We start from the raw sequence: 14,428 nt of genomic DNA, 5'->3' as shown, positions 1-14,428 counted from the left end.
TTGGGCTTTCAAAGATACTTGTTTCCTCAAAATGTACCCCTTTGAAAACAGAGAGTTTTAGATAAGAAGCTTAAAACAGGAAATGCGCGAGGAATTTTCCCGCAATATGGGTGATTTAATGGTTGCTCAAGTTTTCCCTATCTTTGTCTCATTGCGTCTTATTTGTTCACTTATTCATCAATTTCATGAGAAAAACCTTTCCTTCAACCCATTATCGGTTTACCGTTCCATCTTTTATTTTTTATTTGTTTTTTGTCTCGTTTGTTCAAGCCCAGCAAAAAACCGTTACCCTCAATGATATTTACGGCCCACAAGGCTCTGTCTTTACCCCGCGTAGCGTATCTGGCGTAAACTGGATGAAAGCGGGTGGGTTTTACACCGCCCAACAAAGCGGAAAAGTCATTAAATACAGCATTGCCACGGGCGAAGCCGTCGAAACGCTTTTTGACCAATCGACCGTCAAGGTAGAGGGCACCAATCAAAATATACAGTTTGACAGCTACGAACTCAGCGCCGACGAGCGCAAACTGTTGTTGACCACGGGCATCGAGCGCATCTATCGTAGGTCGTTCAAGGCAGAGTTTTACGTGTATGATTTGGCGAGCAAAAAGCTAGTGCAGCTCTCCAAAAACGGCAAACAAATGTTGGCAACGCTTTCTCCTGATGGCAGCAAAGTGGCTTTTGTTCGAGACAACAACCTGTATCTTACCGACCTTTCTACCCTCAACGAGCAAGCCATCACCACCGATGGCAAACGCAACGAAATCATCAACGGTGCCTCCGATTGGGTCTATGAAGAAGAATTCAGTTTTGCTAAGGCCTTTGAATGGGCCCCTGATGGCAAAAAAATTGCTTTTTATCGCTTTGATGAAAGCCGCGTTCCTGAATACAACATGCAGCTTTGGGGCGATTTGTACCCTAAAGATTACCGTTATAAATATCCAAAAGCAGGAGAAGCCAACTCACTGGTGGAGATTTGGGTCCATGATTTAGCTTCCAACCAAAAAACAAAAGTAGACGTTGGCCCCGAAGCAGACCAATACATTCCGCGCATCAAATGGACACAAAACCCTGGTTTATTGTCCATTAAACGTATGAATCGACTGCAAAATCGGTTAGACATTCTGCACAGTGACGCCGCTACGGGCCAATCCAAAACCGTGTGGAGCGAAGAAAGCAAAACCTATGTGGATTTGGAATTTACGGACGACCTTACCTATTTGGCCGACGGCAAATCGTTTATCCAATCTTCCGAGCGCAGCGGCTACAAGCATTTATACCAATACGATATGAACGGCACGTTGCTCAAAACCCTGACCTCTGGCGATTGGGAAGTAACGGATTTGGTCGGAATCGACGAAAAAACGCAGACACTGTACTTTACTTCGCCGATGGTTTCGCCGATGGAGCGGCATTTGTACAGTTTGAGTTTTGCCACTCCTCCCGTCAACAAAAAATCCAAGAAACCCCTTCCCGTACCTCAACCCGTAAAATTGACCGAGAAATCAGGTTCAAATACGGTCAACATGAGTCCTGACTTCAGTTATTATTTGATTTATAACCAGTCGGCGCAGGAACCGTTGGTTGTGAGTCTGCATCAGGCACCTACGGGCAAAGCGGTACGTACGTTGGAGGCAAATCAAAAACTCCGCGAGCGCTTGACCGAATATCGCATTTCTAAACAAGAATTTTTCAAATTTACCACTACGCAGGGCACAAGCCTCAACGGCTGGATGATGAAACCGCTTGACTTTGACCCCGCCAAAAAATATCCCGTTTTAATGTTCGTTTATGGGGGCCCTGGTTCCCAAACCGTGACCGATACTTGGGGTGGTGGGTTGTTTTATTGGTTTCAGGTATTGGCTAGCAAAGGCTACATGATTGTGTCGGTAGATGGGCGCGGTACGGGCGCGCGCGGCAATGCCTTCCGGACCGTTACGTACGCTCAACTTGGCAAATACGAAACCGAAGACCAAATTGAAGGGGCCAAGTATTTAGCCACCTTGCCCTACGTGGATGCGTCTCGCATCGGAATTCACGGCCACAGCTACGGCGGATACATGGCCTCGCTGTGCATGACCATCGGTGCCGAGTACTTCAAAGCGGGCATTGCAGGCGCGCCCGTTACCACGTGGCGGTATTATGACACCGTTTACACAGAACGCTACCTCAAACGCCCGCAAGACAATGCTTCGGGCTACGATGACAACTCCCCCATTCAGCACGTTGATAAACTGAAAGGCAAATTCTTCATAGTTCACGGAACGGGCGACGACAACGTTCATTTTCAGAATTCCGTCGATTTTGTCAATGCCCTTATCAAGGCTGGCAAACAGTTTGACAGCTTTTATTACCCCAACCGCAATCATGGCATCAGTGGCGGTAATACCCTCATGCACCGTTATCAAATGATGACGGATTGGGTATTGAAGAATTTGTAGTTTTGAGGAGAAAGTAGTGGCGGAATACGGGAAATACGAAAATCAGGCGTCTGACGGTTCAAAACCGTCAGACGCCTAGTTAATCTCCAATGTTAAATCGTTACTTCAAAATCAAGTCGCAACGCTTCAATTTTTTCCAGTTTGCCCAATACTTGATTCAGGAGCGTTTTGCGGATTTCGATTTGAAGGCTACATTCATTGTCGAATTGCTGTTTTTGAGGCGTCAGGTCAAACGCTTTGATGACTTTCATGACCTCGTTCATTTGTTCGTACGGATACGTCAGCGTGTACACGTCGCGCACGTGTTTAGTCACAATTTGAGCTTGACTGAGCGCTTCTTCGGTGGCCACTTTGTAGGCATTAATCAAGCCCGGAACACCCAACAGCGTACCCCCAAAATAACGAACTACTACCACCAGAAGATTGGTAATATCATGGGCATAAAGCGTATTTAAAATGGGTTTTCCCGCTGAGCCCGACGGTTCGCCGTCGTCATTAGCGCGAAAATGAGTACGGTCTAGCCCAAGGCGGTAGGCGTAGCAGTGATGGTTGGCTTTGGGGTGAATTTCACGTAATGCAGTAAGGTATTGTTTTACGTCTTCTTCGTTTTGGATTGGGTACCCAAAAGCTAAAAATTTACTTCCTCGATCACGAAAAAGCCCTTCTACAGGTGTGACTATTGTTCTGTAACTATCGTCAAATAACATTAAATCAATAACTTTGTTGAAAAACTAATTTTTTCGTTTTAGCCTACTGTTATGACAATTTATTTATCAGCAAACCTTGATTTCGACCACTTATCCACAATAAATTTGTGAACAAGTGCGTAAACAACTTGTTTTATCATTTACTTCTCTTTTCATCTAAACTTTCGCAATCCATGAAACAAACAAAATTACTACTATTTATGGTAGTTTTCGGTTGGGCAAATGCAGCCTTTTCCCAAGTCGACCTTAAAAAGCCCATTCCCTTTGACCCAAAAGTCCGCTATGGCAAATTGCCCAACGGGATGACGTACTACATCCGTAAAAACGAAGAACCCAAAAAGCGCGCCGAACTCTATCTAGTCAACAAAGTAGGAGCGATTCAGGAAGAAGACAAAGAAAATGGCTTGGCACACTTCACGGAGCACATGGCTTTTAACGGCACAAAAAATTTCCCTAAAAATGAACTAGTCAGCTACCTCCAACGCGCTGGGGTTAAATTTGGCGATGACTTAAATGCCTTCACGGGTCAGGACCAAACGGTATATCAACTTCCAGTACCGACCGACTCCGCCGATATTTTCAACAAAGCGTTTGTCGTACTGGAGGATTGGGCGCACAACATCACCATGGAAGGCTCCGAAATTGACAAGGAGCGCGGCGTAATTTTGGAAGAATTTCGCGGTGGCAAAGGCGCACAACAACGCATGCGCGATAAATGGCTTCCTATTCTCGTCGGTGACTCAAAATACGGTAAACGTACCGTGATTGGAACCGAAGATATTCTCAAGAACTTTACGCACGAAACCATCCGCAACTTCTACAAAACCTGGTACCGTCCTGATTTGCAAGCAATTCTAGCGGTGGGTGATTTCGACATTGATCAGGTAGAAAAAACCATTAAAGAGCGCTTCGGGGCTATTCCGAAAGCCACCAATGCTAAGCCGCTCGGAAAATATCCAGTGGCTGATTTTAAAGGAACCCGCGTAGCAATTGTCACTGACCCAGAGCAGCCTTACATGATTGCTCAAATAGTAACAAAATTGCCCAAAGCGGAAGAAAAAACCTTGAATGACTCGCGCGAGACCATCAAACGCAACCTGTTCAACCAAATGTTGCAGGCACGTTTGCAGGAATTGCAACAGCAGGCCAACCCTCCTTTCTTGTTTGGCGGAGCGGGCTACGGCGGTTTTATTGGAGATTATGACTCGTTCAGCAACATTGCCGTCGCCAAAGATGGTAACCTTGAACTGGCCGTAAAAGCAGTATTGGATGAAGGAATCCGCGTGAAAAATTTCGGTTTTACCGCTACTGAATTAGAGCGTACCAAAACGCAGTTGCTGACCAGCGTTGAAAAGCGCTTCAAAGAAAAAGACAAAACCAAATCAGCGAGTTATGTGAATGAATACATGAATCACTTTTTGGAGGATGCGCCCGCAACAGGCATTGAGTTTTACTACGAATTTGTAAAAGAACAACTTAGTGGCATCAAAATCGAAGAGGTAAACGCCTTGGCTGCCAAATATTTAACGCCCGACAACCGCACGGTCATTATCATGGCCTCGGAAAAAGACAAAGCGAAGCTACCGACCGAAGCCCAAATTCTGGAATGGGTCAACGGAGCAGGCAAAGGGGTGACCGCCTACGAAGATAAAGTCATCAACAAACCGTTGATCGAAAATTTACCAGCAGCGGGCCGTACGACTTCCACTAAACAAATCGCCGAACTGGGCGTGACCGAACTTACGTTGAGCAACGGCGTCAAAGTTGTGCTTAAACCCACTGACTTCAAAAATGACGAAATCCTCATCGGCGCCCGCAGCCAAGGAGGTACGTCGCTTTATAGTGACAAAGATTTTATGAGCGCTGGCCTTTCAGACGCGGTGGTAGAAGAGAGCGGCGTGGGTGAATTCAGCCAAAACGCCCTCAAAAAATACCTGACGGGTAAGGTGGTCAACATCAGTCCTTTTGTGAGCGAAAACGAAGAAGGTTTTACGGGTAGCAGCAGTCCCAAAGACCTCGAAACAGCCCTCCAACTGGTGTACGCCTACTTTACAAAACCCCGCAAAGACAACGAAGTCATCAAAGGATTCATGACCACGCAGCGCTCGGCTATTCAAAACATGAAAGCGTCGCCGTCGCCAGAAATGGTTTTTCAGGACACCTTGAATACGTTGCTGGGCAACTATAATTTCCGTCGTTTGCCCATCAGCGTAGAGCGTTGGGATATGGCCAACCCAGACCGCTCGTACGAGATTTATAAAGAGCGTTTTGCCGATGCGTCTGATTTTACCTTCTTCTTTACGGGTTCATTCAATGTAGAACAAATCAAACCTTTGCTTGAAAAATACCTAGCCGTTTTGCCAGCACAGGGCAAAAAAGAGTCATTCCGTGACTTGGGTATTCGTGCGCCGAAGGGCAAAATTGAGAAGAAAGTCTACAAAGGCATTGAGCAAAAAAGTCAGGCGACATTGGTTTACAGCGGTGATTATGAATACAATGATGACAACAACTGGCAACTGGATGCGTTGGAAGAAATCCTGAATATCAAGTTGATTGAAGTCATTCGCGAAAAAGAAAGCGGCGTATACGGCATCGGTGCTCGGGCGGCTTACAGCAAGATTCCAGCTCCTCGCTACAGTTTACGCATTGGTTATGGCACAGGCCCTGAGCGCGTCGAAGAATTGGCCGTCAAAACTTTAGCGGTCATTGACGAAATCAAGAAAAACGGAGCCACGCAGACCGATATTGACAAGTTTAAAGCCGAAACCCGCCGGGCCATGGAAGTCCAAACCAAAGAAAACGGTTTTTGGCAGAGCCAGCTAATCGACGCCTACACCAAGGGCGAAGATCCAAAAGCACTTTTGGACTGGGAGAAGCAACTAAACAAAATCACCGTCGCAAGCACCAAAGCAACGGCCAATAAATACCTCAGCGATGCCAACTTCATCAAAGCGGTGTTGTTGCCAGAGAAGAAGTAATAATCCGTGGTAAATCCACAAAAATACCCAAACAAAAAAGCCGGGCTAGCCCGGCTTTTTTGTTTGTAACTCGCAATCTATTACCGTTTTTTCTTCTTTTTTGACGAAGACTTTTTCTTTTTAGAAGAAGATTTTCTGCGAACTGGCTTCTTCTTTACGTATTTTCGGGCTTCCGCTTTTTTGATGGCCGCTTCTTGGTCTTCATCCGAGACAACACCCGTGGGAGCCTCCTTCACAATGGCCGCTGGCGCACCCAATTCGGAGGCAGCCTGCGACTGAGCCGTTATTTCGGGCAACACCGTCTGAACCACCGTTCCGATTTGTACGGTAGCATCTAAAGGGCGTAAACGGAAGGAATAATTGTATTCTTTTTCGGTCAAAAGAAATTCAGGATGCGTACGCGGGGTCCAACTGTCATCCCCGCCAAGACCCATCATTTGATGATCAAAATGCAGCACCGTAACCATTCCACGCGGTAGATTTTGCGTTGTTTTAGCCGCCAATAAATCCGCATCGGTATAATCTTTGGCGCTAAAATTTAGCGTAGGCTCACCGATAACCAGCCAGCCAAAGCCCAAAGAATCTGTCACGGCCGCCCAGCGTACATCTGTTTTATTACCATTCTCTTGGGCCATGATGTACGGAAAGTGCTGATCCATTACTTTACCGCCGTACTCTCCTACGAGCGCTGCGGTTTTGCGATCACTATAACTCTCAAACGGCCCTCGGCCATACCAACTCAGGTTACGATATGCGGCAGGGAGCTGCATCTGCATCCCTACTTTTGGCAGGGGAGGTACATTATTTCCGTTTACGAGAATGTTATTTTTGACCTGCATATCTCCCGAACCGTACACCGTATAAGTAGTTTTGTGGACAATTGAAGTCCCCGCTTTTCCCACCCATGTTGTTTGGGTGTGTACACGCGCAATAGAAGGACTTATCTGCTCCACCCGAATATCACCGCCTATGCGCCGAAGGCTATCTAGGCCAGCCATACGCCAACGTTCTGCAAAACCCGCATTTCCTCCACCTTCATCATTATCGGTCGGAACCCGCCAAAACTCAGGTTGGAGCGGTTGCCCGATTAACTCATGATTTTTATAAACGAACGAACTAATTCCCACCGATTTGCGGTCAAAAATCACTTTAAACTGGGAATTGGTTAGTTGAATTCCTCCACCCCGAATGAGCCCTACTTTTACCGTTGCATTGGTAGGCCACGTCAGCAGCGGCTTAGGAGTTGGCGGCGTTTTAATGTACATCTGTTGAAACGCCACTTCATGCCCCGTCGACGCCCAAGGCATATTTTCTTTCAGTTTCAGGCTTAAATTCAAAAAATATTCACCTCCTGTACCCCCTGGAATGGTAAACGGTATGGTCACGTTTTGGCTTTTGCCAGCGGCGGCCGTCAATGAAGCAATTTCACCTTGCTGAATTGGCCTTCCATTTTCGAGCAATTGCCACACCAATTTAAAAGGGCTAAGGCTTAGAAAATCGTATTTATTAATGAGCGTAACAGTCTGACTTTGGGGTGAAATCGTATCTTTTGGCGTAAATTTCACGTATTGATATACGTGCTTCACTTCATTGATTTCGGGTTGAGGTGTGCGGTCTGGATTCACCAGCCCATCGCCCGCATTGGCACCATCGATGTAATTGACATGGTTGACATACGAGCGTCCGTTTTTATCTTTAACGAACAATCCCTGATCAACCCAATCCCAGATAAATCCACCCTGCATCCGTGGGTGTTTTTCGATAACATCCCAGTATTCTTGCAAATTACCGACGCTGTTTCCCATCGAATGGGCGTATTCACAAATAATCAACGGTCGGCTCGGGTCTTTTTCAACCATTGCTTCCATAACCTTCACGGAAGGATACATCGTACCATTAATGTCGAAATTGGTGCTTGGTTGGTTAATCTCTTCAAATGTTTTGGGATAATTGGCCCGTCCTTCGTAATGAATAGGACGCGTAGGGTCAATCAACTTGATAATCTGCGCCATGTCCTGAAAATTGCTTCCCATCCCCGACTCATTGCCCAAAGACCAAATAATGATGGATGGATGATTTTTGTCGCGCTCTACCATGGCTTTGCCACGGGCAATAAACGCATCTTTCCAATCGGGATTATTGGCCAACACAATTCCTTTTTGTTGCCATAACTCATGGCTTTCAATGTTGGCTTCATCAATGACATACAAGCCGTATTCGTCGCACAGGTCGTACCAAAGGGGGTCATTTGGATAGTGAGAAGTGCGTACCGCGTTGATATTGTGTTGTTTCATCAACAAAATATCTTTTATCATAGATTCACGGCTGATTGTCCGTCCCGTATTGGGGTCAAATTCGTGCCGATTCACTCCTTTAAACATGACGGCTTTTCCATTGACCAACAACTGTCCGTTTTTGAGCGTCACCTCCCTAAAACCCACCCGGGCGCTGAGCACTTCCACCGTTTTTCCCTCACCATCCACTACCTGAATCACCAATTTATAGAGATTTGGCGTCTCGGCAGTCCAGCGTGCAGGCGATGTAATAGGCACATTGAGGGTCAGATAAGACTCATCTTTAGGATCCATCATCGGGACGTTTTTCACAAATTCCCCCTGAAAAATCCGCCCATCGGGGTCATAAAGTTTAAACTTGACCTGATATTTATCCTGAACTTGCGTCGAGAAATTTTTGACAAAAGCTGATACTTTAAGCGTACCATTTTGATAATTTTCATCCAAATCAGTGACCACATAATAATCTCTGACGTGAATTGTAGGCGCGGCAAACAAGTACACGTCCCGGAAAATACCCGAGATACGCCAAAAATCCTGATCTTCCAGATAACTTCCATCTGACCAATTGATGACCTGCACCGTTAGTTGGTTTTCGCCCGCTCTTAAATATTTTGTTACGTTAAACTCAGCCGGTGTCATGCCATCTTCGTGGTACCCTACCTGCAATCCGTTAACCCACACATAACAAGCGGATTGAACTCCCGCAAAATGCAAAAACACATCGCGGCCCTGCCAATTGGGAGCAATCGTAAACGACGTACGATACAGCCCCACGGCGTTGGTATCGCTCGTGATGCGGGGCGGTTTGGTCGGAAAGGGATGTTTTATGTTTGTAAAAATGGGGCGGTCGTACGCACGCCCTTCACGCGCACCCACCACCTGCCAATTGGAAGGAACGGGCAAATCATCCCAGCCAGAGATGTTAGTATTGACCTGAAAAAAATCACCTGGCACTTTGGAGGGGTGAGAAACCCACTTAAATTTCCACGTTCCGTTTAATGACTTAAAGAAAGGCGACGCCGCACGGTCAGATTTAAGCGCCGATGCTTCGTCGGCGTAAGGGATAATCGTAGTATGAGGCCGTTCGGTATTTCGGCTGATAACCGTCGGGTTTTCCCAGTCGGGCAAATCTTGAGCAAATCCAACACAAGGTAGTAAGAGGGATAAAAAAACGCTTAACTTGCGCATAAATCATTAGCGGGTTAAATTTTCCAGAACGCAACTCAGTTTCACAAAATAAAGGACTTTTGGCTGAACCAATAGAAAGACAACGAAAAAAGACGGCCGAATATTGGATAAAAACGACTTGCTTCTACGAATCGGTTCGGTGTTTTGGGCAGTTTCTGTTGAATTTTTAAGCCAATTTTACTCTAATAAACATTTTCGATTCATAAAAAATATACCATCACAAACCTCAGTCTATCATGCTTTTAGCCGTTGACGCAGGCAATACTGACACCGTTTTTGGAATTTGGCAAAATGAAGAATGGACGCACATCTTCCGTACGCGTTCACTGCCCGAAGAATCTCCGAATTATTTTGAAAGTAAATTACGGCTTCATTTTTTAGAGGCCGACTTAGCCTTGGAGAATATCACAATTACGGTTTTAAGCAGTGTGGTTCCGCCGCTGACACCCACCCTGCGTACCATGCTCTCCAACCTCTTTGGGGAGCCTCCTGTAGTGGTCGGGCCAGATATATACCCTGATTTAAAAGTGGAAATAGACCATCCGCACGAAATCGGTAGCGACCTCGTAGCCAATGCCGTGGCAGCTTTTACCAAATACAACCGAAATGCCGTGGTGGTGGATTTTGGTACAGCACTTACCTTTACGACCGTATCAGGAGATGGCCGAATTTTGGGCGTTGCCATCGCGCCAGGCCTGAAAACCGCCGTCAAAGCCTTGTTTTCCAACACCGCTCAGTTGCCCGAAGTACCGTTGAAATTGCCTGAATCAGCCATTGGAAAAAATACCACGCACGCCATTCAGGCGGGTATTTTGTTGGGTTATGAAAGTCTGGTGCGGGGTATGGTGACGCGCATCCGCCGCGAACTCGACGGAGATTGTATTGCGCTGGCTACGGGTGGTTTGTCCTCCATTATTGACACCTTACACGGCGAGTTTGTGGAAGTAAATCGGAGCCTGACGCTTGATGGACTGCGCATTATAGGTGAGAAAGTTAAACAAAAAAGTATATAAAACGGGGCGAAAGCTCGCCCCAAACCTCAAAATTTCACTTTATAGCCCACGCCAATCAGAAACCGATTTTCCTGACTTCCAATCAAGCGGTAATCGGTAAAGCCCGATATTTCCAGTTTATGGTGCTTATTGAGCGCAATTTCTACGCCCGCTTTGTTACGCATTTGGTCAAAACCGTTCCCGATTTCATAGAAAAAATCGGTAGAAATGTAAGGCGTAAAACGTGATTTATTGGGGTACGACAGTTCAAATTTATTACGGATGTAGCTGCTGCTATTTTCGGCCGCGCTTTCATCATCCTGAAACTGATTCTGGTAGCGCAGACGATAATCAAATTTCAATTTCCAAAGCTTATGATCATAAGCTAAATCAGCATAAAAACGATTGTACGAGCGGTATTCATATCCAGTTTTATCCTCATTTCTTTTACGTCGGGCTATGTAGCGATAATATCCGCTCACTTCCCAATGCTTGGTAAGCTTGTAGGATAAGCCGACTTCCCCCAAATACGCTTTTAAAACGGAAATATTGTCCGTAAAACGGGATTGTACATTGACGTTGGCCGACCATTTTTTAGTAATCTTTTTCTCCACTCCGACCCCCGCCCAAAGGCCAATATCGGCGGCTTGCGAATAGCCCACCATTGGTAAAACCAACAGCAACAATGAACCATAAACTCTTCTAAACCAACAACTTGACAATCCTTTGATAAGCGCAGGATTATTTCCTAAATTATGCATTTTCCAAAATATTTTCTTCGATTTTCTTTTCATTTTGGGCAGGAGTTTGATAATAAAAAATCATGATAAGGGCCGAATCTCTCAGAAAATCCATGGTTTGAATTTCTACACGGTGAATATTCAAACCCGTACGTGCCCGCAGGTCTTGAATCAATTCGGCACGCCGCTCGGGCAAAATCAGATCAATTTTGTCGTATTGCACAACTTTTGTTAACTCCCGTTTGATAAGCCAGTTGCCTTCCAAAAGCCACACACTCAGCACAATCATGCCATTGACCAAGCCCAATTCGTCCCAACTTCCTTTGATAATAGCGGAAATAAGCCCCAGCGAAATAACGATGAAAAGATAGGTCATGTCTTTGGCCGAAAGCCCTTCGGTGCGGTAGCGAAGCATCGAAAACACGGCAAATAACCCAAAGGCTGCCCCCATCGACATCTGCACTTTATTAAGCAAATAGGTAATGAGAAAAATGACCAAATTGAAACCAAAAAACGTCAGGAACAAGTCAGTACGACGGTAAAGTCGGTAATAAATCAGTCGGACCAAAATCGTGACCGTCAACAAATCAACCAACAAGCGTACAAAAAACTTTTCGGGAAGTTTATTGAACCATTCAAAGGTGTCGGCAGTGGCAAGCTCTTGGAGAAAAATCATTTTTTTATCGTTAGGTATCAGACAATGTTAAGCAGAATAATGACTATTTTCGGGCAAGGAAGTACATCGGGCATTTATTTTTAACACATGATTCAACTTTTCTTTAAACCGATTGTGTTTGACCGTTTTATTGAGACTAATAACGCCCAAGCAATACTTACTCAGGGAGCCTTCCCGCAATTGATACTTCTTCATTAAATCCAAAAATCGGGAGTGTTTTAGCGAATCTTGTTTTACTTCGGCTACCACCAATTGTTCATAACTTTTACGGCTTGCCTCATTGTGAAACGTCAAATTCAAATCCAGCGTTAAACGTTCAGCCGTCGTGCGGCTCACAAGGGTAATCCGGGTATAATCTACTCGAAGTACTGGCGTCAGTGTGGCGGGGTCAACAGGTGTTTGTAGGCTTATAAACGTGTTCGTTTCCTCGGTCAAGGTAGTATTGACGGGTCTTTGATTCAGCAAACGGGTCTTAATCGTACGCCCTTTATTATTCTTGAATTTTACTTCCGTAAAAATTGTGTTGCTATGAACATACTTACGTTGACGAATTTTATACCGATTCAATCGTCCTGCTTGATGGTCGTGGTAAAACCGTAAATCAGGCGTATCAAAGTAGAGCGTTTCATAATCACACATCCGATGCCCGTTGATTTCCAACAAACGATAGTAGGGCCGCAAATCCTCCAACAACGTAGGCAACATTTTTAAGGGAACCAAAAATTTGGCATCAGTACGGTTCATGAGTTTGACGCCGTCCATTTCGGCCAGCGAAATAGGATCATACAACCCTATTTTCTGTACAATAGTGGGGGTGAGGAATTGCGCTGCCATCTATTTTAAAAAGGTATTAACGGCCTGATTTCGCGTTGATACATGTTGTTTTAATGCCGTGAGAGCGGTGGCGAAAGCGGCGGTATTGGTAAGATTGGTATACGGTGCCACCTCTTTTTCTGTTCCATTGACGTACGGCGTAATCAGGTTGGTGTATTTATCAAACAACTCATTCATTTTGGCCGTCGTAAATACTTCATCCGCGAATGTTCTAACATATTGTTTGTACTTGGCATAATACACTGGGTCGGCCGCTACGTAGCGAATCAGCGGCCAGCCCGTACCGACTTCGGTCATAGCCAACGACACTGCCGCTCGCCCCCCGCCACCAGCACCGCCCGCATTTCCACCCCCAGTAGTACTTGTCATCGACATGTTATGGTCCCACGGAATCCAGGTGAGCTTATTGGTGGGTGAATTGTAAAGATAATAATTATGCGCCATAGCCCCGTAGGTATCCCAGTTGACAATCGTGTTGTTGATGGCCAAAAATTTCAGATAATGATCCACGTTGAACGTTTTCTCCAGATTGGCACGCCATTGAGCGGCATTCGTTGTGCGGTCTGTGCTGTTGAGGGCCGCCACAAATGCTTGTACATCACTGTAATCAGCAGCCGTTTCGTTGTTTTTCTTTTCAAATTGCGATTGCACAAACGTCTGAAACGTTGATTCAGGTTTGTAGATATTGCCTTTGTCTTCCCCAAATTGGTCTTTGACCATCGTGTCGTCAATGATTTCGACCATGGTATAGACGCCGCAATATTTAAGACCATCGCCAAAATTCAGATACACTTTATAAAAGGCCGTTCGGGCCGCTGCCACGCCACCCATTCTGAAAATATCCGCCACTACTTTCTCCCGAATAAGTGAATTATCAGAAAATGCTGGCGACATCGAAAGTTCCTTAAATCCATAAAAACGCTGATTATTGATTTCGGGATATTTATCTTCGTATTCATCCATTTTGAGACGAAACGGTAATTTATAAATTCCCGCTCGCCAAATAGACGAAAGGCTAGAATTGCCTTTGAGTCTGAACCCTACGTTGTTCCAAGCTTTTCCGTTAAATTTCATGGTAGTAGCCACATAAATGGGGTCTCCCGGAATAAGGTCCAACCCTCCGGCACCATTTCCCCCAGGAGGAACACCACCCAACATTCCGCCAGGAGCCATTCCTCCCTGACTCGTTCCGCCTCCTGCTCCAAAAGCCGTTCCGCTTTTGGTTTGCATATCGGCTTTGATGGCGGTCCAGTCGGCGGCCGTCATGGTGATTTCTAAGGTGTTTACTTGATTTTGCGGAAAAACAATGTCATAGTTGGGGGCTACATCATTACTGTGCGATTCGGTGGTCCAATCAGAATTGGCATTTTGCGGCACAAGGTCGGTGGTTTTATCCTTACAGGCCGAAGCTACCCATAACAGCGCAGCAGTAAGCAGCGTATAGTGAATTGATTTCATAGTAGTGTTTATTGGTGTTCAGGTATGTTTTGATGTATACGCAAGTTTTTGCGTCGTCGTTGCGAAAAACCTTATCACCACAGACACTTTCTGATGGTTATTTTCGACACAGCTTAT

9 protein-coding genes are annotated in these 14,428 nt (G+C 45.6%); 3 read left to right on the top strand and 6 right to left on the bottom strand.

Annotated elements, in window-relative coordinates:
• The first annotated feature begins 185 nt into the window (after positions 1-185).
• Positions 186-2,441 carry a S9 family peptidase gene (locus NCI00_RS12220; protein ID WP_253527889.1) on the top strand — a complete coding sequence of 752 codons (2,256 nt, stop codon included), beginning with the start codon at positions 186-188 and terminating at the stop codon, positions 2,439-2,441.
• A gap of 92 nt (positions 2,442-2,533) precedes the next feature.
• On the opposite strand, the gene NCI00_RS12215 is transcribed toward NCI00_RS12220, so the two are convergent.
• Positions 2,534-3,148: an IMPACT family protein gene (locus NCI00_RS12215; protein ID WP_253527887.1), complete on the bottom strand. Its 615-nt coding sequence runs from the start codon at positions 3,146-3,148 to the stop codon at positions 2,534-2,536.
• A gap of 173 nt (positions 3,149-3,321) precedes the next feature.
• Between NCI00_RS12215 and NCI00_RS12210 the strand changes: the two genes are divergently transcribed.
• The gene (locus tag NCI00_RS12210; RefSeq protein WP_253527885.1) at positions 3,322-6,126 is read left to right on the top strand and encodes a M16 family metallopeptidase; all 2,805 of its coding nucleotides are present in this window, start codon (positions 3,322-3,324) and stop codon (positions 6,124-6,126) included.
• A gap of 80 nt (positions 6,127-6,206) precedes the next feature.
• Here NCI00_RS12210 and lacZ read toward each other — a convergent pair whose 3' ends face one another.
• Positions 6,207-9,611 (bottom strand): beta-galactosidase, LacZ type, encoded by a 3,405-nt coding sequence (gene lacZ, locus NCI00_RS12205; RefSeq protein ID WP_253527883.1) that lies wholly within the window; start codon positions 9,609-9,611, stop codon positions 6,207-6,209.
• Positions 9,612-9,847: 236 nt separating this feature from the next.
• Here lacZ and NCI00_RS12200 point away from each other — a divergent pair, with 236 nt between their 5' ends.
• Positions 9,848-10,624, top strand: a complete 777-nt coding sequence (locus NCI00_RS12200; RefSeq protein ID WP_166558514.1) for a type III pantothenate kinase — start codon at positions 9,848-9,850, stop codon at positions 10,622-10,624.
• A gap of 26 nt (positions 10,625-10,650) precedes the next feature.
• Here the strand turns inward: NCI00_RS12200 and NCI00_RS12195 are convergent, their stop codons facing one another.
• Genes NCI00_RS12195 through NCI00_RS12180 form a run of 4 tightly spaced genes read right to left on the bottom strand, consistent with a single transcriptional unit; the run spans position 10,651 to position 14,311 of the window.
• Complete coding sequence (locus NCI00_RS12195) at positions 10,651-11,397, bottom strand: DUF2490 domain-containing protein (protein ID WP_253527881.1); 747 nt, start codon at positions 11,395-11,397, stop codon at positions 10,651-10,653.
• A complete protein-coding gene (locus NCI00_RS12190; RefSeq protein WP_253527878.1) occupies positions 11,357-12,019 on the bottom strand; it encodes a DUF4956 domain-containing protein in 663 nt (220 codons plus the stop codon). Before NCI00_RS12190 ends, NCI00_RS12195 begins: the two co-directional genes overlap by 41 nt.
• A gap of 27 nt (positions 12,020-12,046) precedes the next feature.
• Entirely contained in the window at positions 12,047-12,853 is an 807-nt protein-coding gene (locus NCI00_RS12185) for a polyphosphate polymerase domain-containing protein (RefSeq protein WP_253527875.1), read from the bottom strand.
• On the bottom strand, positions 12,854-14,311 hold the full coding sequence (locus NCI00_RS12180) for a CotH kinase family protein (protein ID WP_253527873.1): 1,458 nt from the start codon (positions 14,309-14,311) through the stop codon (positions 12,854-12,856).
• Positions 14,312-14,428 lie beyond the last annotated feature (117 nt).

Origin of the sequence: Runella salmonicolor, from assembly GCF_024158025.1 — a bacterium.
In the GTDB taxonomy this organism is placed as follows: Bacteria; Bacteroidota; Bacteroidia; order Cytophagales; family Spirosomataceae; genus Runella; species Runella salmonicolor.
Note: the sequence above shows the minus strand (reverse complement) of the source record. Positions and strands in the feature narration are given on the sequence as shown.

Excerpts from the sequence above, each read along its gene's own strand:
- NCI00_RS12220 (WP_253527889.1), top strand. The coding sequence starts at position 186 with ATGAGAAAAACCTTTCCTTCAACCCATTATCGGTTTACCGTTCCATCT.
- NCI00_RS12215 (WP_253527887.1), bottom strand. The coding sequence starts at position 3,148 with ATGTTATTTGACGATAGTTACAGAACAATAGTCACACCTGTAGAAGGG.
- NCI00_RS12210 (WP_253527885.1), top strand. The coding sequence starts at position 3,322 with ATGAAACAAACAAAATTACTACTATTTATGGTAGTTTTCGGTTGGGCA.
- lacZ (WP_253527883.1), bottom strand. The coding sequence starts at position 9,611 with ATGCGCAAGTTAAGCGTTTTTTTATCCCTCTTACTACCTTGTGTTGGA.
- NCI00_RS12200 (WP_166558514.1), top strand. The coding sequence starts at position 9,848 with ATGCTTTTAGCCGTTGACGCAGGCAATACTGACACCGTTTTTGGAATT.
- NCI00_RS12195 (WP_253527881.1), bottom strand. The coding sequence starts at position 11,397 with ATGAAAAGAAAATCGAAGAAAATATTTTGGAAAATGCATAATTTAGGA.
- NCI00_RS12190 (WP_253527878.1), bottom strand. The coding sequence starts at position 12,019 with ATGATTTTTCTCCAAGAGCTTGCCACTGCCGACACCTTTGAATGGTTC.
- NCI00_RS12185 (WP_253527875.1), bottom strand. The coding sequence starts at position 12,853 with ATGGCAGCGCAATTCCTCACCCCCACTATTGTACAGAAAATAGGGTTG.
- NCI00_RS12180 (WP_253527873.1), bottom strand. The coding sequence starts at position 14,311 with ATGAAATCAATTCACTATACGCTGCTTACTGCTGCGCTGTTATGGGTA.